This window comes from Rhodococcus sp. 852002-51564_SCH6189132-a (genome assembly GCF_001665495.1).
GTDB lineage: Bacteria > Actinomycetota > Actinomycetes > Mycobacteriales > Mycobacteriaceae > Rhodococcus > Rhodococcus pyridinivorans.
This window is the reverse complement of record NZ_LZMJ01000046.1, coordinates 1-26,237: the sequence shown is the minus strand read 5'-3', so window position 1 is coordinate 26,237 and position 26,237 is coordinate 1. Positions and strand designations below refer to the sequence as shown.

General features: G+C 67.6%; 29 protein-coding genes. 17 read left to right on the top strand and 12 right to left on the bottom strand.

Annotation, left to right across the window (positions count from 1 at the left end; all coding sequences use genetic code 11):
• Positions 1 to 7 precede the first annotated feature (7 nt).
• Positions 8 to 448 carry an SRPBCC family protein gene (locus A5767_RS11230; protein ID WP_006554687.1) on the bottom strand — a complete coding sequence of 147 codons (441 nt, stop codon included), beginning with the start codon at positions 446 to 448 and terminating at the stop codon, positions 8 to 10.
• Positions 449 to 597: 149 nt separating this feature from the next.
• Between A5767_RS11230 and A5767_RS11225 the strand changes: the two genes are divergently transcribed.
• The 5 genes from A5767_RS11225 to A5767_RS11205 all read left to right on the top strand — a co-directional run bounded on the left by A5767_RS11225 (position 598) and on the right by A5767_RS11205 (position 5,461).
• Positions 598 to 1,725 (top strand): NDMA-dependent alcohol dehydrogenase, encoded by a 1,128-nt coding sequence (locus A5767_RS11225; RefSeq protein WP_006554686.1) that lies wholly within the window; start codon positions 598 to 600, stop codon positions 1,723 to 1,725.
• 47 nt (positions 1,726 to 1,772) lie between these two features.
• Positions 1,773 to 2,399: a TetR/AcrR family transcriptional regulator gene (locus A5767_RS11220; RefSeq protein ID WP_064256474.1), complete on the top strand. Its 627-nt coding sequence runs from the start codon at positions 1,773 to 1,775 to the stop codon at positions 2,397 to 2,399.
• 94 nt (positions 2,400 to 2,493) lie between these two features.
• Entirely contained in the window at positions 2,494 to 3,705 is a 1,212-nt protein-coding gene (locus A5767_RS11215; RefSeq protein ID WP_024102297.1) for an acyl-CoA dehydrogenase family protein, read from the top strand.
• A complete protein-coding gene (locus A5767_RS11210; RefSeq protein ID WP_064852331.1) occupies positions 3,702 to 4,730 on the top strand; it encodes a phosphotransferase family protein in 1,029 nt (342 codons plus the stop codon). Before A5767_RS11215 ends, A5767_RS11210 begins: the two co-directional genes overlap by 4 nt.
• A complete protein-coding gene (locus A5767_RS11205; protein WP_064852330.1) occupies positions 4,727 to 5,461 on the top strand; it encodes an SDR family NAD(P)-dependent oxidoreductase in 735 nt (244 codons plus the stop codon). Before A5767_RS11210 ends, A5767_RS11205 begins: the two co-directional genes overlap by 4 nt.
• 4 nt (positions 5,462 to 5,465) lie before the next feature.
• Here A5767_RS11205 and A5767_RS11200 read toward each other — a convergent pair whose 3' ends face one another.
• Positions 5,466 to 6,845 (bottom strand): cytochrome P450, encoded by a 1,380-nt coding sequence (locus A5767_RS11200; RefSeq protein ID WP_064852329.1) that lies wholly within the window; start codon positions 6,843 to 6,845, stop codon positions 5,466 to 5,468.
• Positions 6,846 to 6,940: 95 nt separating this feature from the next.
• Here A5767_RS11200 and A5767_RS11195 point away from each other — a divergent pair, with 95 nt between their 5' ends.
• Positions 6,941 to 7,561 carry a TetR/AcrR family transcriptional regulator gene (locus tag A5767_RS11195; RefSeq protein WP_064852328.1) on the top strand — a complete coding sequence of 207 codons (621 nt, stop codon included), beginning with the start codon at positions 6,941 to 6,943 and terminating at the stop codon, positions 7,559 to 7,561.
• Between the two features lie 90 nt (positions 7,562 to 7,651).
• Here the strand turns inward: A5767_RS11195 and A5767_RS11190 are convergent, their stop codons facing one another.
• Positions 7,652 to 8,374, bottom strand: a complete 723-nt coding sequence (locus tag A5767_RS11190; protein ID WP_019288272.1) for a hypothetical protein — start codon at positions 8,372 to 8,374, stop codon at positions 7,652 to 7,654.
• Between the two features lie 108 nt (positions 8,375 to 8,482).
• On the opposite strand from A5767_RS11190, the gene A5767_RS11185 reads away from it, so the two are divergent.
• Genes A5767_RS11185 through A5767_RS11170 form a run of 4 tightly spaced genes read left to right on the top strand, consistent with a single transcriptional unit; the run spans position 8,483 to position 10,992 of the window.
• Positions 8,483 to 9,013: a methylated-DNA--[protein]-cysteine S-methyltransferase gene (locus A5767_RS11185; RefSeq protein WP_064852327.1), complete on the top strand. Its 531-nt coding sequence runs from the start codon at positions 8,483 to 8,485 to the stop codon at positions 9,011 to 9,013.
• Complete coding sequence (locus tag A5767_RS11180; protein WP_064852326.1) at positions 9,000 to 9,515, top strand: RNA polymerase sigma factor; 516 nt, start codon at positions 9,000 to 9,002, stop codon at positions 9,513 to 9,515. Before A5767_RS11185 ends, A5767_RS11180 begins: the two co-directional genes overlap by 14 nt.
• Positions 9,512 to 10,099: a methylated-DNA--[protein]-cysteine S-methyltransferase gene (locus tag A5767_RS11175; RefSeq protein ID WP_071936527.1), complete on the top strand. Its 588-nt coding sequence runs from the start codon at positions 9,512 to 9,514 to the stop codon at positions 10,097 to 10,099. The genes A5767_RS11180 and A5767_RS11175 overlap by 4 nt, the downstream gene beginning before the upstream one ends.
• On the top strand, positions 10,096 to 10,992 hold the full coding sequence (locus A5767_RS11170) for a DNA-3-methyladenine glycosylase family protein (protein ID WP_064852325.1): 897 nt from the start codon (positions 10,096 to 10,098) through the stop codon (positions 10,990 to 10,992). The genes A5767_RS11175 and A5767_RS11170 overlap by 4 nt, the downstream gene beginning before the upstream one ends.
• Here the strand turns inward: A5767_RS11170 and A5767_RS11165 are convergent.
• Complete coding sequence (locus A5767_RS11165; protein ID WP_197483233.1) at positions 10,965 to 12,530, bottom strand: bifunctional 3'-5' exonuclease/DNA polymerase; 1,566 nt, start codon at positions 12,528 to 12,530, stop codon at positions 10,965 to 10,967. The two genes, A5767_RS11170 and A5767_RS11165, sit on opposite strands and share 28 nt — an antisense overlap.
• A 132-nt stretch (positions 12,531 to 12,662) precedes the next feature.
• Entirely contained in the window at positions 12,663 to 14,168 is a 1,506-nt protein-coding gene (locus A5767_RS11160; protein ID WP_006554660.1) for a YhgE/Pip domain-containing protein, read from the bottom strand.
• A gap of 216 nt (positions 14,169 to 14,384) precedes the next feature.
• Between A5767_RS11160 and A5767_RS11155 the strand changes: the two genes are divergently transcribed.
• The gene (locus A5767_RS11155; protein WP_006554661.1) at positions 14,385 to 14,789 is read left to right on the top strand and encodes a hypothetical protein; all 405 of its coding nucleotides are present in this window, start codon (positions 14,385 to 14,387) and stop codon (positions 14,787 to 14,789) included.
• Positions 14,790 to 14,802: 13 nt separating this feature from the next.
• Here A5767_RS11155 and A5767_RS11150 read toward each other — a convergent pair whose 3' ends face one another.
• From A5767_RS11150 to A5767_RS11140, 3 genes are read right to left on the bottom strand one after another with little or no spacing between them, the layout of a single operon-like run.
• On the bottom strand, positions 14,803 to 15,477 hold the full coding sequence (locus A5767_RS11150; protein ID WP_064852323.1) for a response regulator transcription factor: 675 nt from the start codon (positions 15,475 to 15,477) through the stop codon (positions 14,803 to 14,805).
• Positions 15,465 to 16,556, bottom strand: a complete 1,092-nt coding sequence (locus A5767_RS11145; RefSeq protein WP_006554663.1) for a sensor histidine kinase — start codon at positions 16,554 to 16,556, stop codon at positions 15,465 to 15,467. The genes A5767_RS11150 and A5767_RS11145 overlap by 13 nt, the downstream gene beginning before the upstream one ends.
• A gap of 9 nt (positions 16,557 to 16,565) precedes the next feature.
• Positions 16,566 to 17,216 carry a DedA family protein gene (locus A5767_RS11140; RefSeq protein ID WP_006554664.1) on the bottom strand — a complete coding sequence of 217 codons (651 nt, stop codon included), beginning with the start codon at positions 17,214 to 17,216 and terminating at the stop codon, positions 16,566 to 16,568.
• A 157-nt stretch (positions 17,217 to 17,373) separates the two neighbouring features.
• Here A5767_RS11140 and A5767_RS11135 point away from each other — a divergent pair, with 157 nt between their 5' ends.
• From A5767_RS11135 to fahA, 4 genes are all read left to right on the top strand, one after another.
• Positions 17,374 to 17,904: a MarR family winged helix-turn-helix transcriptional regulator gene (locus A5767_RS11135; protein ID WP_064852322.1), complete on the top strand. Its 531-nt coding sequence runs from the start codon at positions 17,374 to 17,376 to the stop codon at positions 17,902 to 17,904.
• A gap of 116 nt (positions 17,905 to 18,020) precedes the next feature.
• Positions 18,021 to 19,223 (top strand): homogentisate 1,2-dioxygenase, encoded by a 1,203-nt coding sequence (locus A5767_RS11130; RefSeq protein ID WP_024102288.1) that lies wholly within the window; start codon positions 18,021 to 18,023, stop codon positions 19,221 to 19,223.
• Positions 19,220 to 20,101, top strand: a complete 882-nt coding sequence (locus A5767_RS11125) for a hypothetical protein (RefSeq protein WP_064256484.1) — start codon at positions 19,220 to 19,222, stop codon at positions 20,099 to 20,101. The genes A5767_RS11130 and A5767_RS11125 overlap by 4 nt, the downstream gene beginning before the upstream one ends.
• The gene (gene fahA, locus A5767_RS11120) at positions 20,098 to 21,282 is read left to right on the top strand and encodes a fumarylacetoacetase (RefSeq protein ID WP_064852321.1); all 1,185 of its coding nucleotides are present in this window, start codon (positions 20,098 to 20,100) and stop codon (positions 21,280 to 21,282) included. Before A5767_RS11125 ends, fahA begins: the two co-directional genes overlap by 4 nt.
• 100 nt (positions 21,283 to 21,382) lie before the next feature.
• On the opposite strand, the gene A5767_RS11115 is transcribed toward fahA, so the two are convergent.
• The 3 genes from A5767_RS11115 to A5767_RS11105 all read right to left on the bottom strand — a co-directional run bounded on the left by A5767_RS11115 (position 21,383) and on the right by A5767_RS11105 (position 23,133).
• Positions 21,383 to 21,601, bottom strand: a complete 219-nt coding sequence (locus A5767_RS11115) for a helix-turn-helix domain-containing protein (RefSeq protein ID WP_006554669.1) — start codon at positions 21,599 to 21,601, stop codon at positions 21,383 to 21,385.
• A complete protein-coding gene (locus A5767_RS11110; RefSeq protein WP_064852320.1) occupies positions 21,601 to 22,272 on the bottom strand; it encodes a hypothetical protein in 672 nt (223 codons plus the stop codon). Before A5767_RS11110 ends, A5767_RS11115 begins: the two co-directional genes overlap by 1 nt.
• A gap of 123 nt (positions 22,273 to 22,395) precedes the next feature.
• Positions 22,396 to 23,133: an IclR family transcriptional regulator gene (locus tag A5767_RS11105; RefSeq protein ID WP_064852319.1), complete on the bottom strand. Its 738-nt coding sequence runs from the start codon at positions 23,131 to 23,133 to the stop codon at positions 22,396 to 22,398.
• Between the two features lie 138 nt (positions 23,134 to 23,271).
• Between A5767_RS11105 and A5767_RS11100 the strand changes: the two genes are divergently transcribed.
• On the top strand, positions 23,272 to 24,702 hold the full coding sequence (locus A5767_RS11100) for an acyl-CoA synthetase (protein WP_064852318.1): 1,431 nt from the start codon (positions 23,272 to 23,274) through the stop codon (positions 24,700 to 24,702).
• A gap of 6 nt (positions 24,703 to 24,708) precedes the next feature.
• Here A5767_RS11100 and A5767_RS11095 read toward each other — a convergent pair whose 3' ends face one another.
• The gene (locus A5767_RS11095; protein ID WP_064852317.1) at positions 24,709 to 25,437 is read right to left on the bottom strand and encodes an MOSC domain-containing protein; all 729 of its coding nucleotides are present in this window, start codon (positions 25,435 to 25,437) and stop codon (positions 24,709 to 24,711) included.
• A 195-nt stretch (positions 25,438 to 25,632) separates the two neighbouring features.
• On the opposite strand from A5767_RS11095, the gene A5767_RS23080 reads away from it, so the two are divergent.
• Positions 25,633 to 25,956: a hypothetical protein gene (locus tag A5767_RS23080; protein ID WP_197483232.1), complete on the top strand. Its 324-nt coding sequence runs from the start codon at positions 25,633 to 25,635 to the stop codon at positions 25,954 to 25,956.
• Positions 25,957 to 26,237: the final 281 nt, after the last annotated feature.

The window sequence follows — 26,237 nt, the reverse complement described above, 5'->3', positions numbered from 1 at the left end:
TCCGGTCCTAGACGAGCTGACCGAGCCGCGTGCGCAACGCGTGCTCGGTCTGCCGGATCGCCGTTCCCACAATCGGTTCGATAAGCATGCCGAGTGTGCGGCCGGCGATCCCGCCGGGCAGTCGGTAGCCGAAGTCGACGTCGAGCCGCGTCGCGTCGCCGAGGTCCGTGAAGGTCCATGACGACGCGGCGCGGAATCCGGCGATCGAGTCGAGGACGATCACGCGATTGCGTTCCCATTCGACGACTTCCACGCGCGAGTCGAGATCCTTGGGGCCGATCCGCATGGTCGAGTCGTAGACGGCACCGAGGCCGGATATCTGCTCGCCCACGGGTTGGAAGCGGGCCACTCCGAACATCCATTCGGGGACGTTCCGGTAGTCGTCGACGTAGGAGAACGCGAGGTCGATAGGGATGTCTGCGACGGCGCTGTGGCGGACGTGAATCATGGCGGAGCCCTTCACGAGAAGTTGTCTGTTACCGAATGTAGCGGGTAAATGGCCGCTGCGGAAGAGTTCCGAACCCGTTGCTCTAACGTCCGATAAGTGTTTCAATGCCGTGACGCACGTCACACACACTTTCGGTTCAGGAGGCTCGGGTGAAGACGAAGGCAGCAGTCGTCAAGGGAATCAACCAGCCGTGGGAGATCGAGGAGATCGATCTCGGCGATCCCGTCGCAGGTGAGGTGCAGATCCGCCTCGCGGCCTCGGGTCTGTGCCATTCCGACGAGCATCTGCGCTCGGGGGCGACACCGCTTCCCTCCTTCCCGGTCCTCGGTGGTCACGAGGGCGCGGGCGTGGTCACCAAGGTGGGCCCGGGAGTACGGGGTCTCGAAGAGGGCGACCACGTCGTCCTCGCGTTCATCCCCGCCTGTGGCCGCTGTCGGGCCTGCGCCAAGGGCATGCAGAACATCTGCGACGAGGGTGCCGGCCTGCTCACCGGTCAGGCGATCTCCGACAAGACCTACCGCGCGACGCTGAACGGCGACCCGGTGCTGCAGATGTGCCTGCTCGGCACGTTCGCGCCGTACGTCACGGTCAACGAGGCGTCGGTCATCAAGATCGAGAAGGACATCCCGCTCGAGAAGGCGGCCCTGCTCGGATGCGGTGTCGCGACCGGCTGGGGTTCGGCCACCGAGATCGGCGGCACCAAGCTCGGCGACACCGTGGTCGTCATCGGTGTCGGCGGTGTCGGCATCAACTCCGTCCAGGGAGCGGCGCACGCCGGGGCGCGGTTCGTCGTCGCGATCGACCCGGTCGAGTTCAAGCGGCAGAAGGCCAAGGAGTTCGGCGCGACGCATGTCTTCGCGTCGATCGAGGAGGCCGCACCGGTGATCGGTGAGATCACGTGGGGTCAGATGGCCAACGTCACCGTCATCACCGTCGGCGAGATCACCGGCGACATCATCGGCCCCGCACTGGGTCTCACCGCCAAGGGTGGCCAGGTCGTGGTCGTCGGCATGGGTCACGCCACCGACTCGCAGGTGACGATGAGCCTGTTCGAGCTGACGCTGCTGCAGAAGCGTCTGCAGGGGGCCATCTTCGGTGGCACCGGCCCGCGCTCGCAGATCCCCAAGTTGCTCGAGCTGTACCGGAACGGGCAGCTCGACCTCGACAACCTCGTCACCAAGACCTACAAGCTCGAGGACATCAACGAGGGCTACGCCGACATGCACGCCGGCAAGAACCTCCGCGGTCTCGTCCTCTACGGCGAGGACGACTACTGATCCTGTGAGCGCCGACGTCGCCGGAGCCGTCCCTTACGGTGTTGAGCATGGACACGCGTGAGGATTCGGTTTCCGGCGACGTCGGCTCTTGGCGGGACTACGGCCCGACCGACCTGCCGAAGCCGCTCGCCGCTGCACTCGAGGCGTTCGCCGAACGCGGTTACGACGGCACGTCCATCCGCGAGGTCGCGTCGCGGTCCGGTCTGTCGGTGCCGGGTCTGTACCACCACTACCCCTCGAAGCAGGCGCTGCTCGTCTCGCTCACGACCACCGTGCTGCACGACCTGCTCGCCCGCAGCCGGCAGGCGATCGATGAAGCCGGACCAACCCCCTCCGAGAAGTTCGACGCCGTCGTCGAGTCGCTGCTGCGCTTCCATATGTTCCGCCGCGATCAGGCGTTCGTGGCGTCGACCGAGATGCGCAGCATGGAACCCGAGGCCCGCCGTGCATTCGTCGCCCTGCGCGACGAGCAGCAGTGCATGATCGACGAGATCGTCGAGGCCGGTGTCGCCGACGGCACCTTCTCCACGCCCTATCCGAAGGACGCCAGTCGCGCCGTGACGACGATGTGCGTCGCGGTGGCGAGCTGGTACCGGCCGGACGGTTCGCTGTCGCCGGACGAGATCGTGCACCGCTACCTGCAGGTCGCGCGGAACGCGGTCGGAGCGAGGTAGCCGAGCACCCCGTCCGGGCTTGACCCGATGGCGGGGGATATGCCACCGTGAACTCAACCGAGCGATCGATCGGTCGGTACGGAAGGAGCTCAGCATGGCGGTCGACCTGTCCTACTCGGACCACGTCCGGGACCTCATCGCGCGGACCGAGCAGTTCATCCGCGACGAGGTGCTTCCCGTCGAGGACGCCCACGGTGGCGACATCACCGCAGCCGGTGGCGACGCGATCCGGGCGGACCTGCAGAAGGCCGCCAAGGCTGCCGGTGTCTTCGCTCCGCACGCGCCCGTCGAATACGGCGGCCACGGCCTGGACATGTCCGACCGCGCTCCGGTCTTCGAGGCCGCGGGCTACTCGCTCTTCGGTCCCACCGCGCTCAACATCGCCGCCCCCGACGAGGGCAACGTGCACATGCTCGCGCACATCGCCAGCGACGAGCAGAAGCAGCAGTTCCTCGCGCCCCTCGCCGCCGGCGACGTGCGCTCGGCCTTCGCGATGACCGAGCCCGCCCCCGGTGCCGGCGCCGATCCCAACGCTCTGAACACGCGCGCCGAGAAGGTCTCCGGTGGCTGGAAGATCAACGGCCGCAAGCACTTCATCACCGGTGCCGACGGTGCCGGATTCTTCATCATCATGGCCCGCACCTCGGGTGAGCCCGGTCAGCGCGGCGGCGCCACGATGTTCCTCGCGCCCGCCGACACCGCGGGCCTGAAGGTCGGCCGCCACATCAACACTCTCGACCGCTCCATGATCGGTGGTCACTGCGAGGTCGACTTCGAGGACCTGTTCGTCCCCGACTCCGCCGTGCTCGGCGAGGTCGACCAGGGCTTCGCCTACGCGCAGGTGCGCCTCGGCCCCGCCCGCATGACGCACGTGATGCGCTGGCTCGGCGCCGCCCGCCGCGGTCACGACACCGCCGTCCGCTACGTCGCGGAGCGTGAAGGATTCGGCTCCCGCCTCGGCGATCTCGGCATGATCCAGAAGATGATCGCCGACAACGAGATCGACATCGCCGCGACCCGCGCGCTGCTCGTGCAGGCGTGCTGGGAACTCGACCAGGGTTCGCACGCGTCGAACGCCACGTCGATCGCCAAGACCTTCGCCGCCGAGGCGATCTTCCGCATCGTCGACCGCTCCGCTCAGATGTGCGGCGGTCTCGGTGTCTCCGAGGACCTTCCGATCGCACGCCTCACCCGCGAGGTCCGGCCGTTCCGCGTGTACGACGGCCCGTCCGAGGTTCACCGCTGGGCCATCGCCAAGCGTGCCGTCGGCGCCGTCCGCAAGGCAGCCCGCGAGGCCGCGAAATGACCGCAGTGCACGAGGGACTCGACCTCGCCGTCCTCGAGCGCTTCCTCGCCGATTGCGGTGTGACCGTTCAGGGTGAACTCCGGGCGGAGCTCATCTCGGGCGGCAAGTCCAACCTCACCTACGGGCTGCGCGACGAGAAGTCCCACTGGGTCCTGCGTCGCCCTCCGACCACGGGTCTGACCCCGTCGGCGCACGACGTCGCCCGAGAGTTCCGCATCACGTCGGCGCTGAAGGGCACCGGTGTGCCGGTCGCGCCCACCGTCGTCCAGTGCGAGGATGACTCGGTGATGGGTGCGCCGTTCACCGTCGTCGAGTTCGTCGACGGACGTGTGGTGCGCAGCAAGGCCGACCTCGATGCGCTCGGTGACGACGAGATCGACCGCTGCGTCGGTGAACTCGTGCGCATCATCGCCGAGTTGCACAACGTCGACTTCGAGGCCGTCGGTCTCGGGGGACTGGGCCGGCCGGACGGCTACGTGACCCGGCAGGTGAAGCTGTGGGCGAGCCAGTGGGGGCGCGTGAAGACCCGCGAACTTCCGGACCTCGAACGGCTGCACGCCGCGCTCGCCGAGTCGATTCCGGAATCACCCGCTCCGTCGATCGTGCACGGCGACTACCGCATCGACAACACCATCCTGGACCCGACCGATCCGACATGCGTCGTCGCCGTGGTGGACTGGGAACTGTCCACCCTCGGCGACCCGCTCACCGATCTCGCCATGATGTGCGCGTACCGGCATCCGGCCCTTGACGACATCCTGGGATTCCCGGCGGCATGGTCGAGCGACCGCCTGCCGGCAGCGGACGATCTGGTGCAGCGCTACGCCACGGCGTCGGGTCGCGACATCGCCGACTGGAACTTCTACATGGGTCTGGCCTACCTCAAGCTCGCCGTGATCGCCGAGGGCATCAACCATCGGTGGCGTGCCGGGGCGACCGTCGGCGACGGTTTCGACTGTGCCGGTGAAGCCGTGCCGGGCCTGGTGGCAGCAGGACTCGCAGCACTGAAGGGAGCCCACGCGTGACCAGCGCGCTCGTGACCGGAGCCTCGAGGGGAATCGGCCTCGGTATCGCAACCCGTCTCGCCGAACGCGGCTACGCACTGACGATCAGCGCCCGCGGCGCGGAACGTCTCGAGAGCGTCGCCGAGCGTTTGCGGGAGGTGGGCGCCAAGGAGGTACGCGCCGTCGCAGCCGATCTCGCCGATCCGGAAGCCACCGCCCGCGTCGTGGAGACGCACCGCGAGGCGTTCGGTTCGATGAAGGCCCTGATTCTCAATGCCGGTGTCGGCACGGCAGGCCCGATCGCCGAGTTCCCGGCCCGGCGGTTCGACAAGACGGTCGCCGTGAACCTCAACGCTCCGTTCGCGCTCATCCAGGCGTCGCTGCCGCTGTTGCGCGCCGAGGCGGAGAGCGATCCGGCCCGCGGAGCGAAGATCATTGCGCTCTCGTCGATCACGGGTGTCTACGCCGAGGCCGGTCTCGCCGCCTACGGTGCGACGAAGGCCGCGTTGATCTCGCTGGTGGAGACGCTCAACGCCGAGGAGTCCGGTAACGGCATCTCGGCATCGGCGCTCGCACCCGCATACGTCGACACCGACATGTCCGACTGGATCAAGGACAAGATTCCGGCCGAGTCCATGATCGAGGTGAACGACGTCGTCGAGATCGTCGACGCGCTGCTCGAGCTGTCGTCGCGGGCGGTGGTGCCCAAGCTCGTGCTCAGCCGCGCGGGCGCAGGTCTCTACACGGCCTGATTGTCTATATGGCCTGACGATCGGGGTCGGTCGACCGCAGTCGCAGGTCGACCGGCTGTCCGTCCGACGGGAACGGCAACGACGTGAAGTCGAGCGGGGCGACGTAGCCGGGGTCGACGTGCCACTCGAAGCGCAGCAGCAGTTGGTGGACGATCGCTTTGACCTCGACCCCGGCGAAGTGCATGCCGAGGCATTTGTGCACGCCCCCACCGAACGGCTCCCACGCATAGCGGTGCACCTTGTCCTCGCGTCGATGGTCCGCGAAGCGTTCGGGATCGAAACGTTCGGGCTCCGGCCAGTACTCCGGCATGTGGTGCGTGAAGTGCGGCGCGACAGAGGCATACGTGCCGGCCGGCACGAAATGTCCCCGGACCTCGATGTCGCGCACGGCTCGTCGCGCGAGGACGGGCACCGGCGAGACGAGGCGGAGGCATTCCTTCATCACCAGATCGAGACTGCCGAGCGCGTCGAGGTCGGCGTGACTCGGCACGGCGGTGCCCAATGCGAGCGACTCGGCCCGGCACCGGTCCTGCCACTGCGGATGTTGCCCGAGATACTGCATCATCGTGGAGATCGTGATGGTCGACGTGTCGTGCGCGGCCATCAGTAGGAAGATCATGTGATCGACGATCTCGTCGTCGCTGAACCGTTGTCCCGCTTCGGATTCGATGTGACACAGCACCGAGAAGAGGTCGTCCGTCTCCCGCGACCGTCGCGCCGGGAGATAGTGCCGGAAGAAGTCCTCGAGCACTCGGCGTCCGTCGAGTCCGCGCTTCCACCGGGTGCCGGGGACGGGGTACCGGACGATCGAGGTCGCCGCCTGCACACAGTCGATGAATGCCTTCTTCACCGCTTCGATCTCGGCCGGTGTGGAGTCCTCGGCCCCGCCCATGAAGATGTCGGTGGCGAGATCGAGCGTGAGTGTCTTCAGCGCCGTGTATGCACGGAATCCGTCGGTGGGAACCCACCTGTCGAGCTTCTGGGTGATCGACGGATTCATGGCATCGACGGTCTTCTCGAGGCGTGATCGGGTGAACGCCTGCTGCATGATGCGGCGGTGCCGGAGATGTTCCTCCGAGTCGAGGAGCATGAGGCCACCGTGGAAGAACGGCCCGATCAGTGCCGACCAGCCGTCGCCGTTGGCGAAGGCCCGGTCCTTGTTCTGCAGCACCTCCTGGCAGGCGTCGGGTCCGAGAACCGAGATCCAGCGTCGACCGGCCGCAGAGAAACAGGAGACCTCGCCGTATCGGTCCCAGTGCTTCTGCATCATCGCGAGTGGATCGCGGATGTATTCGAGGACGTGCCCGATACCGGGTATTCCCGATCGTCCCGGGACCGGGCGCAGATGGGAGTGGGCGGGGGGAGCCGCCAGGATCCGGGTCACGACGAACCTCCAGTTCCGCGGATATCTGACAGGAGACCCTGTCAGATTGGGGTGTAGTCTGCGTCACATCGATCGGGTCTGTCAAGATCGGTCCCATGACTTCCCCCGCATCCCGCCGCTATGCCGGTCTGAGCGGCGAACAGCGTGTCGCGCTGCGGCGCGAAGCCCTGCTCGAAGCAGGACTGGAACTGTTCGCGGCCTCGGGGAAGAGCGGCGCCACCATGACCGCCATGTGTGCCCACGCCAAGCTGACGGAGCGGTATTTCTACGAGAATTTCACCAGCAGGGACGATCTGCTGCAGCAGGTTCTCGACAAGATCGCCGACGAGGTGCGCGAGGCCGTACTCGCCGTGCTCCGCACCGGCACGGGCACACTCGAAGACCTCGTGCGGAACGCCATCGCGTCGTTCGTCGCGATCCTCACCGACGACCCGCGCAAGGGCCGGGTCTCACTCATCGAGTCCGCCGGCTTCGAACCCCTGCGCACCCACAGACGAGCGTCGCTACGGAGTTTCGCCCAGATGGTCGCCGACGAAGCGACCCGCATGTACGGCGACCGGGCGTGGCCGCCCGAACGGGGCGAGATCAACGGACTGCTGTTCGTCGGGGGTCTGGCCGAACTGGTCACCGCGTGGTTGAACGACGAGATCGCCATCTCGCCCGACGAGATCGTCGACGTGGCGACGCACCAGTTCCTCTCCACGGCCCATCAGTAGAGCCGTCCGGGGCGGTCAATCATCACCGACCGCGGTGCGGTCAATCATCACCGACCGCGGTGCGGTCAATCATCACCGACCGCGGTGCGGTCAATCATCACCGTTGGTTTCCTTCTCCACGCCGCGTCGGCGCAGGAAGTTGAACCCGGGCACGCCCACGATGGCCTGGCGGACGTCCTTGGCGACGAGGAGCAGTTCGTGGATCTCGGGGGAGACGGTGTCGAGTGTCGCCATGATGGGCAGGACCGCGTCGACCCGCTCGGTGATCTCGGGGAGCCGGTCGATGAGCTTGATCGCGGCGCGCAGTTCTTTTGGTGAGAACTCCTCGACGAACTGGGTGGCGAGGGGAGCGGCACGTTCGGCGAGGGGTTTGTAGGTCTCGAGCAGTTCCCCGGCGGCGTCGGAGCTGCGGCCGGCGGACTCGACGACGATCCGCGCGTCGGCCGCGACCACCGTCGCATCGCGCACGACCCCGCCCGTCGAGTCGATGATCTCCGTGGCGCGCGTGACCGCATCGGCGGCTTCCTCCACCACACCGATGGTCGAGGCGATCACCTGCGTGGCCTGCGCGACGGCCACCGACGCTCCCTCGACGATGTCGGTGGCGTCGGTGACCACGCTGTCGATGCGGCGGATCAGCGATTCGACCGAGTCGATGAGCGATTCGGCCTCGCTGAGCAGGCCTTCCACCCGCGTCGGGAGCGACAGTGCGAACTCGGCGGTCTCGCGGGTGCGTCCGAGCACGGTCCGGGTGACGTCGACGATGGAACCGGCGACCGAGACTCCGAGCGCGGGCACAGGCAGCGAGATCATGTCGTCATAGTGCAGTACGTCCGATCGTCGTGATCGCGGACCTCACATTTTCGGCGTCCCGTTCGTCTACCCGGTACAGAGCACACACCGGATGGAAGGATCGAGGCTGTGACCGCATCGCGCACCCACACCGTGATCGACACACCGATCGGCGAGTTGACGTTGGTGAACACCGACGGCGTCCTGAGCGGCGTGTACATGGCCGAGCATCACCCCGCGCCCGACCGCGCCGGTTTCGGCGAGCAGGTCACCGGGGGGTTCGACGAGGCGATCACCCAGTTCGATGAGTACTTCGCGGGTCGCCGTACCCGGTTCACTGTCCCCATCGCTCCCGTCGGCACCCCGTTCCAACGCGAGGTGTGGGAGGCGCTGATGACGATCGAGTACGGCACCACGCGCACCTACTCGGAGATTGCACTCGCCCTCGGCCGGCCCACTGCGGTACGGGCGGTCGCTGCGGCCAATGCCCGCAATCCGCTCTGCATCATCGTGCCGTGCCATCGCGTCATCGGTAGCAGCGGCAAGCTCACCGGTTACGCCGGTGGTCTCGAGCGCAAACGCTTCCTGCTCGACCAGGAGGCACGGGTGCTGAGTTCCGCCGAGCCCGATGTCGCCGGCGATACCCATGTCCCTGCCTGATCACCTACCGCGGGCGAGCCTGCCTCCTTTCGAGGAGGTGGTCACCCGCCACGGCGCGACGGTCCTCCGGGTCTGCCGCGCACTGCTCGGACCGGTCGACGCCGACGACGCCTGGTCCGAGACCTTCCTCGCGGCGTTGCGCGCCTATCCCGACCTGCCACCGGGCAGCAAGATCGAAGCGTGGCTCGTGACCATCGCGCACCGCAAGGCCGTCGACATCCACCGGGTGCGCGGGCGGACGCCGGTGCCCACCGAGAACCTCCCCGAACCCGCGTCGGCCACGGGAAACCCCGGTGAGGGCGACGACGAACTGTGGAGCGCGGTCGCCGAACTTCCCTTCACGCAGCGTGCGGCGCTGGTCTACCACTACGTCGGAGGCCTGCCCTATGCGGAGATCGGCACGATCCTCGGCAACAGCCCGGCCGCGGCACGTCGCGCGGCGGCCGACGGTCGGGTTGCGTTGCGTCGTCGGATCGAACACGGAACAGGGTGTCGCTCATGAACTTTCCACAACCCTCGGTCGGATCGGCCGATCTCGCGTGGTTGCGGGAGAAGCTCGTACTCGATGCCGAGGCGGCCGGGTTGCTCGATGTCGCGTTCCGCGTCGTCGACACCCCCGTCGGTCCGCTCCTGCTGGCCACCACCCCCGTCGGACTCGTGCGGGTCGCCTACGTCGCCGACGGATCCGACGCCGTGCTCGACGAACTCTCCCGCCGGATCAGCCCGCGCGTGCTCGACGCGCCGCGGCGACTCGACCCGGTGGTCCGGCAACTCGACGAGTACTTCGCCGGTACGAGGACACATTTCGACGTTCCGCTCGATCTGCGTCTCGCCGACGGATTCCGTCGTGAAGTGATCACGCGTCTGCCCGAGATCGAATACGGGCGCACGGCGAGCTATGCCGAGATCGCCGCCGCGGCCGGGAGCCCGCGCGCGGTGCGGGCGGTCGGTACGGCGTGCGCGAAGAACCCGCTGCCCGTGGTGGTGCCGTGCCATCGGGTGGTGCGCAGCGACGGCAGCATGGGGCAGTACGTCGGGGGAGTCGAGGCGAAGAGGGCGCTGCTGCAACTCGAGTCGGTGGCATGATCACCACCCTCCGGATCCCGGTGGCCGAACCCGTTGCGGTGGGGCCGATGCTCGCGTCGCTGCGAAGCCACACCGTCCCCGGCTACGAACACCACAACAGCGCTACCGGCACCCATCACCGCGCGATCCGCACGAACGGCGGCGCCGCGCACGTCGCCGTCCGCTTCGCCGACCCTGCGACACCCGACGACGGGAGACACGGGGATGTGCGACATCTCGAGGTTCATGTCGAGACCGCAGGTCGCGCGGATGTCGAGGAGATCGAAGAGAGGGTCCGGAAGTGGCTCGATCTCGGCGTCGACCCGTCCGTCGTGGATGCGGCATTCGAGCCCGATCCCGTGCTCGGGCCTCTCGTGCAGACCCACCCCGGTCTGCGCGTGCTCGGCACCACCGACTGGTTCGCCACCGCCGTGTCGACAGTGCTCGGGCAGCAGGTGAGTGTCGCTGCGGCATGCACATTCGCAGGACGACTCGTCGCAGCCTTCGGCGACGGTGCACCCGGTGGGTTGCGATGCTTCCCTACGCCGCACCGACTCGCGACGGTCGAGCAGAGCGAGCTGCGTGCCGTCATCGGCACGACGCAGTCGCGCGCCCGCACCGTCGCCGAACTGGCCCGGGCCGCAGCCGACGGGGTGGCGCCGGAGCATCTGTCGTTCGCGGCAGACCTTCTCGCGCTTCCCGGGATCGGACCGTGGACCGTCGACTATCTCGCTCTACGACTCGGCGACCGCGACGCGTATCCGTCCGGCGACCTCGTTCTCCGACGAGCCCTGCAGGTGGAGAGTGCGCGCGAAGCCGCCGAGCGCGCCGAACAATGGCGGCCGTGGCGGGCCTACGCCGTCATGCATCTGTGGACACACGCCACCTACTCGCCGCCCGCATCCTCGGCGTAGACGCTGCGCACGGCGGTGTCCATCGGGAAACGAACCTGCGTGTCGCCGAACATCAGGCGCGTCGCCACCTCGACCGACGCCGTGATGTGCGACGACGCGAGTTCCGGGTTGCCGGTGTGCACCACCACCTCGTCGTGCTGGAAGAACACGAGATCGCCGGCCGTCGGGTCGGGATCGGTGGTCAGCCGCCGTCGCAGTTCCGCAAGCACGCACAGCGCCCACTCGGCCGCGGTGGCCTGCACGACGAAGTTCCGCGTGAACCGGCCCCGCGCATGCGCATCACCGTGGGAGTGGAAGCCTTCCGGAGCGGGTGGGCACGCACGGCCCAGCCACGAATGCACCACCTCGCCACGTTCACCCGCACGGGCGGCACGTTCGACGAAGTCGACGGCGGTCGGGAAGCTGCGACGCAGCACCGTCAGCAGGGCACGCGCGTCGCCCGACGTGGCGCCGTACAGAACACCGAGCACCGCGACCTTCGCCTTCGCGCGGTCGCCGCCGAAGGACGCCGCGGCGACCGGGGCGTACAGATCGTCCGAACCGGCAGCCGCGACCATGCGCCGATCGCCCGACATCGCCGCCAGGATGCGCGGTTCGAGCTGGCCCGCGTCGGCGACGACGAACGACCGCCCCGGGTCGGCGATCACGCTCGACCGCAGCGCCTTGGGGATCTGCAGAGCGCCACCGCCGCGACTCGCCCACCGGCCCGATACGACCGCGCCGGGAACATAGACCGGACGGAACCGGTCGTCGCGGACCCAGGTGTCGAGCCAGTGCCAGCCGTTCGTGCTGTACAACTTCGACAGCTCGCGGTGCCGCAGCAACAGAGGCACCGCGGGATGGTCGATCCGCTGCAGCACATGCTTGCGGGTCGACTCGATGGTGATGCCCTCGCGACGGAACGCCTCGAGCACCTCGCTGTGGGAGGCGGGATTCACGGGGCGGCCGAAGACCGCGCTGACCTCCTCGACCACTTCGGCGATACGGCTCGGCAGGTCGTAGCCGGTCGGGCGCGGCCCGAGGGTGTCCTCGAGGAGGCGACGATGCGCTTGCGCCGAGAACGGCAACCCGTCGAAACCCATCTCGGCCGCTGCGAGAGTGCCGGCTGATTCGGCGGCGGTGAGCAACTCGAGGCGGGCGTCGCCGGAGATGCGGCGACGTTGCTCGGCGAACTGCTCGACCACCGCCTCGACGTCGATCGCGGGAGCCGCATCGAAGAGGCCGGGCCGCTCGTCGACCGGCTCCTCCGCAGTGGGCGGGGGTAGGCCCTCGCGTACGGCAAGGATGGCGCCGGTGGTGGCGAGATCGTGGCATCGCTGCACCCGAACATCGGCGCGGAGCAGCTCGGGATAGACCGATGCCGTCGAGGTCCACACCCAGCGCGGTCGCGATTCGGCTTCGATCGCAGCGACTGCATCCGCGAATCCGGGGTACTCCCGCACCGAGCTGAGCGGCGCACCGAATGCGTCGACCTCGACGATGCTTGCACCGCGACGGCCCCGGCCGTCCGCAGGATGAGGAACGACGACCGTGCGCACCCATACAGTGTGCTCCATCACGGCGACAGACCCCGACGCGCGGTGACCCCCCGATTCACCCTCGAATTCACCCGTATCGAGAGCGATCCCCGCGAGAACCGCCACTACCGTGGTAGTGGAGGGACTCCGCCGCTACCCCCGACGCGCGGCGGGGTCCCCCATTTCGTTCGTGGGCCCGTCGCTTTCGCCCGCATGCTCGGAGCTGCCGGAGGATTCGCCCGTATCGTCACGATCGTCCTCACCGGCGTCCACGCTGTCGTTCGAACGAACCGTGTCGGTCGCGACCGCAGAATCCCGAACCTGCTGTCGCGACGGCCGCCAGGGCAGACGCACGGGTGCGTCCGCGGCCCGGTGGAAACCGACGCGGTCGTAGATCCACGTCACCAGGGCGCCGACGACGAGACCGAACACGACGCCGACGATCGTCATCGTCACGCCGTGGCCGAGCCCGGCGTCGGGTCGTCCGTCGAAGTAGAGGATGGACCGCACCGCGAGATAGATCTGGTGCATCGGCTCGAAGGTCGACAACCATTCGAACATCCGCGGGGTGGCCTCGATCGGAATGGTGCCACCGGACGACGGCAGGCCGAGCACGATGAACACGATCAGGTTCACCAGCAGGCCCGCCGCGCCGAAGATCGACATCACCGCGAGGGACGTGATGCCCACGGCCGAGATCGCGAGCGCCCCGTACTCCCACAGCAGCAGCGCGCGCGGCGCCGGCATGCCGAGTGCGGTGGCGATCCACACATACAACGCCGAGACGATCAACGACATGACCACCGTGATGCCCCACTTGAGTGCCAGCACCTGCAGGCGCGACATCCGGGTGGTCTCCCGCGCGATGTAGAGGGGGCCGTATTCGGTGGGCACGAAACCGAGGGCGCTGTCGACGACCGCGTTGATGATCGTGGCGCCGGTGAAGCCGGCCAGGATCAGCAGCAGGGTGTAGAAGAAGGCGGACAGGCCGGCGCCCGTCCCGTCGGGCAGCGGCTTGTGCTCGACGGTGAGTGCATCGATCGGCTGGGTCAGGACGAGGCTGGAAGCTCCGGACAATTGCAGGTCGGGTGCCGACTCTGCGAGCGTCGCGGTGACGGTCTCGGTCAGCTGCTGCCCGACCGTGTCGTTCACCTGGGTCAGCGCGCGGTCGCCGATCGTCGTGACGATGCCCGTCGCGAACGCGCCCGTCCGGGGATTCGTGTAGAGGGTGATGATCGGCTTCTCGATGTCACCGGGAACGACCGAGGCCTGCGCGAGGATCGAGATGCGTTTGGTGAAGTCGCTCGGGATGACGATCGCGCCGTACAGGCTGCCGTCGTCGAGGCCCTGGTTGGCGGCCGAGATTCCCATCCGTCGGAGGTCGATCTCCTCGGGATCGATGCCGTCGAGGATGCCCTCGGTGATCTGGTCGCCGAAGTTCTGTCGCTCGTCCGATCCGGGCAGCACATCGCCGACGTCCTGATTGACGATGGCCATCGGGAACTGTCTCAGGTTCTCGCTCGGATCGAGGAGTGCGCCGAGATAGAAGTAGGCCAGGGCACTCATCATCGCTGCGACGACAGCGAAGGGCGCGAGCCAGAAGCGCGGGCTGCGAAGGGTGCCGTGGTGCGGATCGGTGGTCGACTGGGTTGAACTCACCTATCAATTGTGCACACAGATGTGTGCTCTTGGAGGGCTCGAGTGCTCGAATGCACGCGAGGTCGGGTTGCGTGATCTGTCACTCGAAGGAGACCTCCCCGCCCGAATTGCCGGAAAGCTTCGGAGATCGACAATTTCGGTTTGTCGTATCGGACCCCGCGGTCCGTGTTTCGATGTGGTCGACGGACGGATCCGACAGAATGGGTGGAGGGAACGATGGCGAACGGATTTCGGCGGGTACTGCGAGCGGGAGCGGTCGCCGCAGTGACCGGAGGGATCGTCCTCGGCGGCGCCGGCATCGCGGCGGCGCAGGACGAGTGGCCGGTCCAGCAACCCAACAGCCCGATCTACGTGTTCGAGGCGGACCCCGCCAACTGGCTCACGCCGGACGAGCTTGCCTACTGGAATCCGCTGGTGAACGAGCCGCGGCTGACCTCGCCGTTCGGCGCGAACACCCGCATCGTGTGCCAGGGCTTCCACGGCGTGACGACCGATTGCTGGCAGGCCGACCTCGAAGGCCGTCCACACAAGCTTCAGCGTCTGCCCGCGAACCTGCCCAACGTGACGGGGTCGAGCGCACCCGGCGGAGGCGTCGGGCACTTCGTGTATCCGCTCTTCTGATCCGCACGGGGCGTCAGCGGTCGTCCCGAGAGCTCGGGGTGCCCGTGCTCTCGAGATAGAGGAGCACCGCCCGTACCCGCCGACTACGGTCGGCTTCGCGCGGCAGGTCGAGCTTCACGAAGATCGAATTGACGTGCTTCTCGACGGCACTGACCGACATCGTCAGACGACCGGCGATGCCGCTGTTCGTCAGACCCTGGGCGAGGGCCTCGAGCACCTCGCGTTCGCGTTCGGTGAGGGCGGCGATGGGGTCGGCGCGGCGGGTGTTCGCGAACAGTTGCCGCACCACCTCGGGATCGAACGCCGTCCCGCCCGCAGCCACTCGTTCCAGATCGGTGAGGAATGCCCCCACGTCCGACACACGATCCTTGAGCAGATAGCCGACGCCACCCCACCCGTTCGTGAGCAGACCGGTGGCGTTCCGGTGCTCGACGTATTGCGACAGCACGAGCACAGCGACCTGCGGGTGTTCCTCCTTGATGCGCCGCGCCGCGTCGATGCCCTCCGTCGAGTAGGTCGGGGGCATACGCACGTCGAGCAACACGAGGTCGGGCACCTCGCGCTCGACGACGTGGTGCAACTCGACGGCGTTGCCCACACCGGCGACCACCTCGTGGCCTTCGTCCGCGAGCAACCGGGACAGGCCCTCGCGAAGAAGGGTCGAATCCTCGGCTATCACGATGCGCACGGGATCCTCGCTTCCACGACGGTCGGCCCTCCGCGGGGGCTGTGTACGGAGAACTGCCCGTCCAGCGCGGCGACACGGCGCGCGAGACCTGTCAGCCCGGAGCCCGTCATCTCGGCCCCGCCACATCCGTCGTCGACGACCGTGACCGTGACGACGTGACCGTCCGCCGCGACGGTCACCGACACACTGTCGGCGCCGGAGTGCTTCGTCGAGTTCGTGACCCCTTCCGCGGCAACGTAGTACGCGGCTGCCGCGACATCGTGTGGTGGTTCCGGGTCGATCGACAGATCCAGGTCGACGGGGAGGAAGGTGTGCGCGGACAACCCTTCCAGCGCCGCGGCGAGTCCGTGCTCGTCGAGCGCGGCCGGGTATATCCGCCACGCCACGTCGCGCAGTTCGGTGAGCAACGCCTGCGCCTGGGCGACGGCGTTGTCGAGGTCGGCGACGAGGTTCCCGCCGCCGCGTTCGGCGGTGCGACGCGCGCGACCGACGTCGAGTGCGAGCGCGACGGCCCGCTGCTGGACGTCGTCGTGCAGGGCGCGTTCGATCCGCCGACGTTCGTCGTCGATGGCGGTGACGACGTCGGCGCGGGTGCGCTGCAGGTCGCGGAGGCGATGCTGCGTGGCATCGTCGCCGAGCAACCGCAGGGCTGTGCGGACGTCCCACTGGCCCACGATCATCGCCATCCGGACGGAGAGATAGATCATCACGGCGGCGACGAGGAGCGAGACGAGACCGTCGGCGACGGAGATGCGACCGCCTGCCAGCAGGACGAACGCCCAGCCCCCGTAGCCGGTCGCGGAGATCAGGACGAGCAGGACGACGAGGCCGACGAGCGGACCGTAGGCCAGGCGGACGAGGAAATATCCGGTCGGCTCGCGATCCGGAAGATCCCGGACCGCCTCGGCGTCGAACCATCGCACGAGACGAATACGGTCGCGTTCGGCCGCGCGACCCGGTCCGTCGGTGGTACGGCGAGCCGATGCCGCCACACCCGTCACCGCGGTGACGATCCCGAGCAGAAGCCCGACGACGGCGCGGACCGAGGTCCCGAGTGAGCGCCGAAGGTGATCGATCACGGACCGACCCTAACGGGCGCGAATCGATCGGACACGGCGGACGACGAACACCGCCACTGCTGCGACCACCGCGACGATCACGAGTTTCTGCAGCACATCGGCATACGGTTCGACGACTCCCCAGTTCTCACCGAGGAGGTATCCGGCGAGTACGAAGATCGAGTTCCACAGGGCGCTACCGAGGGCGGTCAGGACGACGAACCGACCGACGGGCATGGCCTCCACCCCGGCGGGAACCGAGATCACGCTCCGCACGAGCGGCACCATCCGGCCGAGGAGCACCGACTTCTCGCCGTGCCGGGCGAACCACTCTTCGCCGCGCCGCAGATCGGAGGTGTTCACCAGGGGGAGTCGCTCGACAACGGCATACATCCGCTGACGGCCGAAGGCGCGTCCGGCGAGGTAGAGCAGCAGTGCGCCGACGAGGGAGCCGAGGGTGGTCCACGCGACGGCCGAGACGAGGGAGATCTCCCCGCGGGAGGCCGCGAAGCCGGCGAGGGGAAGGATCACCTCGCTCGGGATCGGCGGGAAGAGGTTCTCCGCGGCGACCGCGACACCGGCACCGGGTGCTCCGAGCATCTCCATCAGCTGTAGCGACAGACCCGCGAGGCCGTGGAGTTCGTCCGTGGGGGACTGCGTGAGGGTGTGTGCGAGGTTCATGTCCGGAACACTATGAGCGATGAACGTGCAGGTCGCTGCGGTTTTCCGCCGACTTCGCGGCGATCGGAGTGCGGTTTTCCACAGTCCTGCCGAATGCCGGTCGCTCGACCGGATAGTAAATAGATGAATTATCCCGGATCTGCGGTACTGTGACCGCATGTCCAGACCCCGCGACCTCGACTACTGGTCCTTCGTCGAACTCGCACAGGAGCGTCTGAACAGCAAGTTCGGCGGCGAACATCACCGCAGCGCAACCGAAGTCCTGCTCACCCTCAATCGGGCCTCGGATATCGTCACCTACGACCTCGAGGCCGCGGTCCACCGTCCGCGTGGCCGGTCGTGGTCGGCCTATCGGCTCATGTTCGTCATCTGGCTCGCGGGCCCGATCGAACCGAACGTCGCCGCGGGGCTCACCGGGATGAGCCGCGCCGCCGTGTCCAACCTCGCGAAACCGCTGGTCGAGGCGGGAATCCTGGAGAAGACTCCGGTCAGTCACGACGCGCGTTCGGTGCAGTTGTCGCTCACCGAAGCAGGGGAGAAGGAGATCCGCGACAGCTTCCGTGCTCAGAACGAGCGCGAGGATGCCTGGGTGGAGGTGCTCACCCCCACCGAGCAGCAGATTCTCGTGATGCTCCTGAACAAGCTGATCACCAACCGCAGCCAGTTCGACGTGCGCGGACGCAACTGACACAGCCTCGTGACCTCTCCGTGGTTGCGCTCACACCCTCGGATTAGTTAACGTATTTACTAATTCCAGGCGAGCGACCTTCCCTCGCACGCCCGAGATCCGCGAGGAGTCAAATCATGGCGTTCTACAGACAGCTCGGCGTCATCCCGCCTAAGCGTCACACCCAGCACCGCGACGAGAACGGCAACCTGTACTACGAAGAGCTGATGGGCGAGGAGGGCTTCTCGTCCGACTCGGCGCTGCTCTACCACCGGTACATCCCGTCGGCGATCGTCGACGCGACCGAGTGGAAGCTGCCCGATCAGACCACCAGGCCCAACCATCCGCTCGAGCCGCGGCACCTGAAGCTGCACGATCTGTTCCCCGAGACGATCTGGGCCGAGACGGATGTCGTGACGGGTCGTCGTCTGGTCCTGGGCAACGCCGACGTCCGCATCTCGTACGTCGTGTCGACCGAGCCCTCGCCGCTGTACCGCAACGTGGTCGGCGACGAGATGGTCTACGTCGAGTCCGGTGAGGCCACCGTCGAGACGGTCTTCGGTCCGCTCGAGGCGAAGGCCGGCGACTACGTCCTGCTGCCGATGGCCACCACCCACCGCTGGGTACCCAAGGGCGACGCACCGCTGCGCGCCTACACGATCGAGGCCAACAGCCACATCGTGCCGCCCAAGCGCTACCTGTCGAAGTTCGGGCAGTTCCTCGAGCACGCGCCGTTCTGCGAACGCGACCTGCACGGACCGACCGAGCTGATGCAGGTCGAGGAGGAGAACGTCGAGGTGCTGGTCAAGCACCGCACCTCGCAGGGCATCGTCGGCACCCGCTACCTGATGCCGCACCACCCCTTCGACGTGGTCGGCTGGGACGGCTGCCTGTACCCGTACACCTTCTCGATCCACGACTTCGAGCCCATCACCGGTCGCGTCCACCAGCCGCCGCCGGCGCACCAGGCGTTCGAGGGCAACAACTTCGTCATCTGCAACTTCGTGCCCCGCAAGGTGGACTACCACCCGCTGGCCGTACCGGTGCCGTACTACCACTCGAACGTCGACTCCGACGAGGTCATGTTCTACTGCGGCGGCGACTACGAGGCCCGCAAGGGATCGGGCATCGGCCAGGGTTCGATCTCGGTGCACCCCGGTGGTCACGCGCACGGCCCGCAGCCGGGTGCCTACGAGCGCAGCATCGGTGTCGAGTTCTTCGACGAACTTGCCGTCATGGTCGACACCTTCCGCCCGCTCGAACTCGGTGAGGGTGCGCTCGCGTGCGAGGACGCCGCCTACGCCGGCAGCTGGAACCGCAATGCAGGAGCGGCCAAATGACTTTCGGACCTCTCCTGACCGGACTGTGCGACGACGCTGCGCTGTTCCCTCCGGGCAACGCCCCGCTGCCCGTCGCCGTCCCCGCCCACGCCGGGCACCGCTCGTCCGCGCACGCACCGCTCGTCGGAGCGTTCGTCTTCCCGGCCGGTCGCCTCGGTGAACTCGCAGATCACCTGGCGCAGCACCCGTATCCCGGTGAGCTGGCCCTGAGCCTGACCGCACCGACCGGCACCGCCGCCGTCCGGCCCGCACTCGAGCAGGTCGACGCAATGGACTCGGTGTCCGTGGTGGCCCTCGAGATCGCGGTCCCCGCAGAGCAATCCGTCGACGAGCTGTTCGCGGCGCTCGACGAGATCAGGGTGAGTCGACCGGATATCGATGTATTCGTCGAGGTTCCGCGTGACGAGCGCCGAGCCGAGATCCTCGCCCGACTGACCGGGACGCCGTACGCCGCCAAGTTCCGCACCGGCGGGATCGTGGCGGAGGCTTATCCGGACGAAGCCGAGCTCGCCGCAGCGGTCTCGACGGTCGTCACCACGGGAGTTCCGTTCAAGGCGACCGCCGGTCTGCACCACGCGGTGCGCAACACCGACCCGAGGACGGGCTTCGAACAGCACGGGTTCGTGAACCTGTTGGCCGCGGTGGACGCGGTGCTGTCCGGAGCCGACATCGACGAGGTCGCGTCCGTGCTGGCCGAACGTGACGGGGCAGTGCTCTCCGCACGTCTCGGCGCACTCTCCGACGACCGGGCCGCAGAGGTCCGGCGCCGTTTCCTGTCGTACGGCACTTGCAGCATCGCCGAACCGCTCGAGGATCTGCTCGGCCTCGGTCTGGCACCCTCGACCGTTTCCCCGATCACCGAAGGAACGAACGCATGACCACCATCGCCATTCCGGAGGGCTCGCTCTTCGGCCTCGACAACCTGCCGTACGGCATCTTCTCCACGGCCGACAGCGAACCCCGCGTCGGTGTCCGCGTCGGAGATTCGGTCCTCGACCTGAGCCGTGTCTTCGAGGACGACATCGTCTTCGCCGAGCCGTCGCTCAACGCGTTCATGGCCCGGGGCCGCGCCCGGTGGGACGAAGTCCGCGCTGCGATCAAGGAACTCGTCGCCGGTGACGTCGCCGACGAGGCCGTCTTCGCCGTCGCCGACGTGACGATGCACCTGCCGATCGAGGTGGCCGACTACGTCGACTTCTACGCGTCGGAGAACCACGCGTCGAACCTCGGCCGGCTGTTCCGCCCGCAGAATCCCGACCCGCTGATGCCGAACTGGAAGCACCTGCCCGTCGGCTACCACGGCCGGTCGAGCACCGTCGTGACCTCGGGCGTCGACATCGTGCGTCCGTGCGGACAGCGCAAGGGTCCCAACGATCCTGTGCCGGTCTTCGGTCCGTCGATCCGCCTCGACATCGAGGCCGAGATGGGCTTCATTGTCGGTGTCGGCTCCCCGATGGGTTCGCGGATCACCCCCGACGAGTTCGCCGACCACTGCTTCGGCGCGGTCATCCTCAACGACTGGTCGGCCCGCGACATCCAGGCGTGGGAGTACGTGCCGCTGGGCCCGAACCTCGGCAAGTCCTTCGCGACGTCGATCTCACCGTGGGTCGTCCCGATCGCCGCGCTCGAGGCCGCCCGCATCGACACCCCGGTGCAGGACCCGGAACCGCTGCCGTACCTGAAGGGCACCGAGAAGTGGGGCTTGGACATCGATCTCGAGGTCGAGTGGAACGGGCACGTCGTGTCGCGCCCGCCGTACGCGCAGATGTACTGGTCGCCCGCGCAGATGCTCGCCCACACCTCGGTCAACGGTGCCGCGACCCGCACCGGTGATCTGTTCGGCTCCGGCACCATCTCGGGCCCGGAGAAGGACCAGCGCGGCGCCTTCATCGAACTGACCTGGGGCGGAGCAGAACCCGTGCAGGTCGGCGACGAGACGCGCACCTTCGTCGAGGACGGCGACGAGATCGCCATCTCTGCCACCGCGCCCGGCCCGAACGGGACCCGCATCGGCTTCGGTGAGGTCCGCACCCGCATTCTTCCCGCGATCGGGGAATAGAGGAAACAGGTCCGTGCGTCAGCCGGAGCGCCACCGGCCGGGCCGATCGGCGATGCCCGGAACCCACGAGGTTCCGGGCATCGCTGTTTTCCGGGGTCGGTCAGTCGACCGAAAGAATGTCGCCCACAGAGCAATCCAGTACGCGGCACAGGGCGGTGAGGGTCGAGAAGCGGATCGCGCGGGCGCGTCCGTTCTTGAGTACCGACAGGTTCACGACGCTCACTCCCACCTGCTCGGCCAGTTCGGTCAACGTCATCCCGCGGTCCGCGAGCAGCCGGTCGAGGTGACACAGGACGGCGTGCTCACTCTCGGGTGGCATCAGACCAGGCCTTCGTTGTCGCGGGCCATACGGCTTCCGATCCGCAGGACCACTGCCACGGCGGACAACGCCATGCAGAAGACGTACGCGTACCAGAACTCCGGGCCGATCGGGGCGTTGTCGAGAACGTCGTTCATGTCCACGTCGCGGATGAGCATGTTGGTGCCGAGCGTTCGAGGGATGGTCGGCACGAAGACCGTCGCGATGGCGATGGTGGCGGCGGCGTTCACGAGCCGGATGACGCCACGGTCGAACAGTCGCCCGCGGACGAATCGGACCACGATCCAGCTCAGCAGGCCCAGGGCCGCCAGGTAGCCAAGGGTCTGTAGGGCTTCGGCGGAGCGCAGGAATCCGACGGTGACGGGGGAGAGTTTGTCGGTGGGGGCATCGATGACGGTGGTCGAAGCGGTCGCGAGGTCGGTGCCGTTCGGCGTGCTGAGCACTGGGGAGGTCGGGTCGTCGAACTCGACCCGTGCCGTCACGATGCCGTCGTTCAGCGAGCGGAGGAGCCCGCCGACGTAGTCGAAGAGCACGATCACCGAGGTCAGCGCGAAGACCGAGAGCGACGCCCACAGTTCGGTGCGGTCCTTCTTCGACGTCTCGGTGGGGGAGAGCGTGTCGGGTTCGGCGCCCGGGCTCTGGGGGTGGTCGGTGTCGTGGGTGGAATTCATGGTCGTCTCCGAACTCGCCGGACGGCGGGGCTATCGATTGTCGATACCATCGATAATCGTTATACCTATCGATAAACGATATGTCCAGAGGTGGGGGCGCCCGCCAGTCCTGCTCGGAGCGGATCAGGGTAGGCGACGCTCGATCGCGTCCCGCGCTGCCAGCGCCTTCGCGCCGTAGTCGGCGAAGAGGTCGGGTGTCAGCCGCGAAGCCGGACCGGAGATGCTGAAGCAACCGCGCACGGTGCCACCGCGCCCACGCAGCGCGACGGCGACGGCGGCGATGCCGTCGTGCAGCCCTTGTTCGGTCACGGCATACCCGCGGGCGCGGATCTCGGCGATCTCCTCGCGCAGCGCCGCCGGTTCGGTGACGGTGCGCTCGGTCAGTGATGGGAGTTCGGTCGCGAGGAAGTCTTCGATCCGTTCGTCGGGCAGCGACGCGAGATAGGCCTTGCCGGTCGACGCGGCGTGGAGGGGAAGGCGCGTGCCGAGGGCGAGGAAGGCGCGCAGCTGATGGGGACTGTCGAGTCGCTCGATCAGGACCAGCTCGTTCCCGTCCGGCACGGCGAGATGGACGGTCTCACCCGTCTCGGCCTGCAGGCGGTTCAGTTCCGGGAGTGCGACCTCGCGTAGGTCGTCGCCGGACGACATCGCACTGCCCAGGCTGAACGCGCGGCCGGTAATGACCCACTGCCCGGCGTTCGCCGTCGAGGGGCGCAGCCAGCCGGCCTCGGCGAGGGTCCTGAGGCATCGCTGGACGGTGCTCTTGGGGACGTCGAGGCGCTTGCTCAACTCCGACAGCCCGACCGGTTGCGTGGTCGCGACCTCTTCGAACACGCGGAGTGCGGTGAGAACGCTGTTCATCGGAACCTTTCACGCGTCGTTGACGGCAGGCGTCACGGAATATAGGTTGAGCCGGACTGCATCGTAGCACATCGGTCCACAATATGGATCAGACGCTGCGCGACACCGTCCGGCAGGACGTCGAGAAGGGACCCACCGATGACCACCACGCCCGTGCCGTTGCTGACCTCGCTCACCGAGTCCGGAGCAGGCGGCGACAACCGCAGTGCCGTCCGAGTCGGAGACGTCTCGCTCACCCGATCCGAACTGATCGCGGCTGCCGCCGCTGTGGCCGACGAGGTCGCAGGCTCCTCGCGGGTCGCTGTCGACGCCACCGCGAGCATCGAGACGGTGATCGCCACGACCGGATGCCTCATGGCCGGTGTGGCCGCGGTGCCCGTGCCGCCGGATTCCGGTCCTGCCGAGCGCGCCCACATCCTGAAGGACTCGGGTGCGCAGGTGTGGCTCGGCACGGCCCCCGAGGATGTCACCCTGCCTGCGATCCCTGTCGACGCGAGCGCGCGTTCGTCGTCCTCGCACGCCGAGGCGGACCCGGGCAGCGCCGCAATGATCATGTACACCTCGGGAACCACGGGCGCCCCCAAGGGGGTCGTGCTCTCGCGGTCCGCCGTGGCGGCCGGTCTCGACGGTCTTGCCGAGGCATGGAACTGGACGTCCGACGACACGCTCGTCCACGGACTTCCCCTGTTCCACGTCCACGGACTCATCCTCGGTGTCGTCGGCGCGCTCCGGCAGGGCTCGCCACTCGTGCACACGGTGCGACCGAAACCCGAAGCCTATGCGGCAGCCGGTGGTTCGCTGTACTTCGGTGTTCCCACCGTGTGGTCGCGGGTCGCTGCCGACGAATCATCCGCTCGCGCACTGTCGTCCGCACGCCTCCTGGTCTCGGGCAGTGCGCCCCTTCCCGTTCCGGTCTTCGAGCGCATGCTCGCCCTCACCGGCTCCGCGCCGATCGAGCGGTACGGGATGAGCGAAACGATCATCACGATCAGCACACGCCACGACGGTGAGCGCCGGCCCGGCTGGGTGGGACTGCCGATCCAGGGCGTCTCCACCCGCCTGCGCGACCAGGCCGGCAACCTCGTGCCGCACGACGGCGACACCCTCGGCCAGTTGGAGGTGTCCGGCGCGACCCTGTTCGACGGCTACCTGAACAACCCCGAGAAGACCGCCGAGTCGATGACCGAGGACGGCTGGTTCAAGACCGGCGACATCGCCGTGATCGACGACCAGGGTTTCCACCGCATCGTCGGCCGCGAATCGGTCGACATGATCAAGTCCGGCGGCTACCGGATCGGCGCCGGCGAGGTGGAGCATGCGCTGCTGAACCATGCCGGCGTGCAGGAGGCGGCGGTGGTGGGTGTGCCGGACGACGATCTCGGACAGCGGATCGTCGCCTACGTCGTCGGGGATCTCCGTGATCCGGGCGAACTCTCGGACTTCGTCGCGCAGACCCTGTCGATCCACAAGCGCCCCCGCGAGATCCGTACCGCCGACGCTCTTCCGCGCAACGCCATGGGCAAGGTGCAGAAGAAGCTTCTCGTCGAGGACTACCTCGCCGGGAAGTGACCCGGTCTACCCGATCCGGACTTCGTCGCCGACGGTGATGTCGCCGGGAGTCGGGACGGTCGCGTAAACACCGATGCACGGCATCGGCTTGCCCTCCGGCACATTGGGCACCTGATGCGCGGTCATCACCTCACGCAGCATGTCGCGCCGCGCGGGAACCTCCTGATGGGGGAGCGTCACCATGACGCACCGCGCGGTGCGCTCGTGCGGTTCGAGGACTGCCGAGCCCACCGACACCCGTCGGCCGATCCATTCGTCCTCCACGAAACCGGTCGTGTCCGGAGTGTCGACGACCAACTGCGGCCGGAACCGCCGCAACGCGACATCGGTGGGGTCGCCGGTGCCGAGCGCTTCGACCGCGGAGCGGGAGACGAGATGCACCGGCGCCTCGTCGTAGGTGCGGTCGCGCGGTTCGAGCCGCACGTCGTGACCAACCAGCTTCGACAGCAGGTCGTCGACCTCGGGATCGTCGCCGCGCACCACCGTGCCGTCGGCGAGCGTGAGTTCGAGTGCCGCCGGATCGCGGGGGTCGTCGTCGTTCAGAAGTCGTGCGGAGCAGGTCAACAGCAGTCCGTAGCGTCGGAAACGCTTCGCACTCGCGATGTTTCCGGTTTCGGCGTCGACCAGCGCCCACAGGTGGTCGCCGCGCACACCGTCCGCTTCGATCGCTGCGGCGTCGATCCGTTCTCCTCCGAACGATTTCACCGGATAACGCCACACCTGATCGATACGCACGACTCGTGAGCATACGGGGAACTGGGGAAAATGTTACGTGCGATTCCAACTCGCGGACGAAAACACCCGAGTCTCCGCCATGTTCTTCAACGGCGCATTGCAGATGACCTCACCACTGTTGGAACCGATGAGCGAATCCACCGCACCACTGCTCGCGATCTACCCCAATCGCAGAAACATGAGGTGGACACGTGGATGCTGCGCCGTGCCGCGGTCGATGCACGCCGCCGACTCCCGAAGCTGGATGACCCGAATCCCTCGACCTTGCTGGCTCAACGGAAGCTGCCGTCGCAGCTGACCGCGCTACGCGCTCTCCATGTCCCCGCATCCAAACAGCACGCAGAAAAGGGACGGGACCGACAGGCCTATGAAGAACTCCTGCGGTCGCAGCTTGCCCTCGGAGTGCTTCGAAACGCACAAGCCGCAGAAGTCGGCATCGCCCACAAGCCCACCGGGCGACTGCTCGATGCATGGTTGGCCGGCCTGCCGTACACCCCACAGGTGCACAGCTGCGGGTGATAGCCGATATCCACACCGACATGACCGCCTCCGGCCGATGAATCGGCTGCTGCAGGGAGACGTCGGCGCCGGAAAGGCCCCCGCCCTGGCAGCCACTGCGTTTGCGTTACTGGTAATCGAAGGCGGCTTTCAGGCGGTCCTCATGGCCCCGACCGATATTCTCGCTCGGCGCAACACTTCGAAGAGATCGCCGAAGCATTACGGCGGGACTGCTGCACGGATAGGTGACATCTGATCTGTGGTGCCGCAAGGCACTGCTGGAAGGATGTGCCCTGTGCCGA

Bases quoted from the DNA above. Each gene is read 5' to 3' on its own strand.
- A5767_RS11230 (WP_006554687.1), bottom strand. From the start codon at position 448: ATGATTCACGTCCGCCACAGCGCCGTCGCAGACATCCCTATCGACCTC.
- A5767_RS11220 (WP_064256474.1), top strand. From the start codon at position 1,773: ATGGACACGCGTGAGGATTCGGTTTCCGGCGACGTCGGCTCTTGGCGG.
- A5767_RS11215 (WP_024102297.1), top strand. From the start codon at position 2,494: ATGGCGGTCGACCTGTCCTACTCGGACCACGTCCGGGACCTCATCGCG.
- A5767_RS11210 (WP_064852331.1), top strand. From the start codon at position 3,702: ATGACCGCAGTGCACGAGGGACTCGACCTCGCCGTCCTCGAGCGCTTC.
- A5767_RS11195 (WP_064852328.1), top strand. From the start codon at position 6,941: ATGACTTCCCCCGCATCCCGCCGCTATGCCGGTCTGAGCGGCGAACAG.
- A5767_RS11190 (WP_019288272.1), bottom strand. From the start codon at position 8,374: ATGATCTCGCTGCCTGTGCCCGCGCTCGGAGTCTCGGTCGCCGGTTCC.
- A5767_RS11180 (WP_064852326.1), top strand. From the start codon at position 9,000: ATGTCCCTGCCTGATCACCTACCGCGGGCGAGCCTGCCTCCTTTCGAG.
- A5767_RS11175 (WP_071936527.1), top strand. From the start codon at position 9,512: ATGAACTTTCCACAACCCTCGGTCGGATCGGCCGATCTCGCGTGGTTG.
- A5767_RS11170 (WP_064852325.1), top strand. From the start codon at position 10,096: ATGATCACCACCCTCCGGATCCCGGTGGCCGAACCCGTTGCGGTGGGG.
- A5767_RS11155 (WP_006554661.1), top strand. From the start codon at position 14,385: ATGGCGAACGGATTTCGGCGGGTACTGCGAGCGGGAGCGGTCGCCGCA.
- A5767_RS11140 (WP_006554664.1), bottom strand. From the start codon at position 17,216: ATGAACCTCGCACACACCCTCACGCAGTCCCCCACGGACGAACTCCAC.
- A5767_RS11135 (WP_064852322.1), top strand. From the start codon at position 17,374: ATGTCCAGACCCCGCGACCTCGACTACTGGTCCTTCGTCGAACTCGCA.
- A5767_RS11130 (WP_024102288.1), top strand. From the start codon at position 18,021: ATGGCGTTCTACAGACAGCTCGGCGTCATCCCGCCTAAGCGTCACACC.
- A5767_RS11125 (WP_064256484.1), top strand. From the start codon at position 19,220: ATGACTTTCGGACCTCTCCTGACCGGACTGTGCGACGACGCTGCGCTG.
- fahA (WP_064852321.1), top strand. From the start codon at position 20,098: ATGACCACCATCGCCATTCCGGAGGGCTCGCTCTTCGGCCTCGACAAC.
- A5767_RS11115 (WP_006554669.1), bottom strand. From the start codon at position 21,601: ATGCCACCCGAGAGTGAGCACGCCGTCCTGTGTCACCTCGACCGGCTG.
- A5767_RS11110 (WP_064852320.1), bottom strand. From the start codon at position 22,272: ATGAATTCCACCCACGACACCGACCACCCCCAGAGCCCGGGCGCCGAA.
- A5767_RS11105 (WP_064852319.1), bottom strand. From the start codon at position 23,133: ATGAACAGCGTTCTCACCGCACTCCGCGTGTTCGAAGAGGTCGCGACC.
- A5767_RS11100 (WP_064852318.1), top strand. From the start codon at position 23,272: ATGACCACCACGCCCGTGCCGTTGCTGACCTCGCTCACCGAGTCCGGA.
- A5767_RS23080 (WP_197483232.1), top strand. From the start codon at position 25,633: ATGCTGCGCCGTGCCGCGGTCGATGCACGCCGCCGACTCCCGAAGCTG.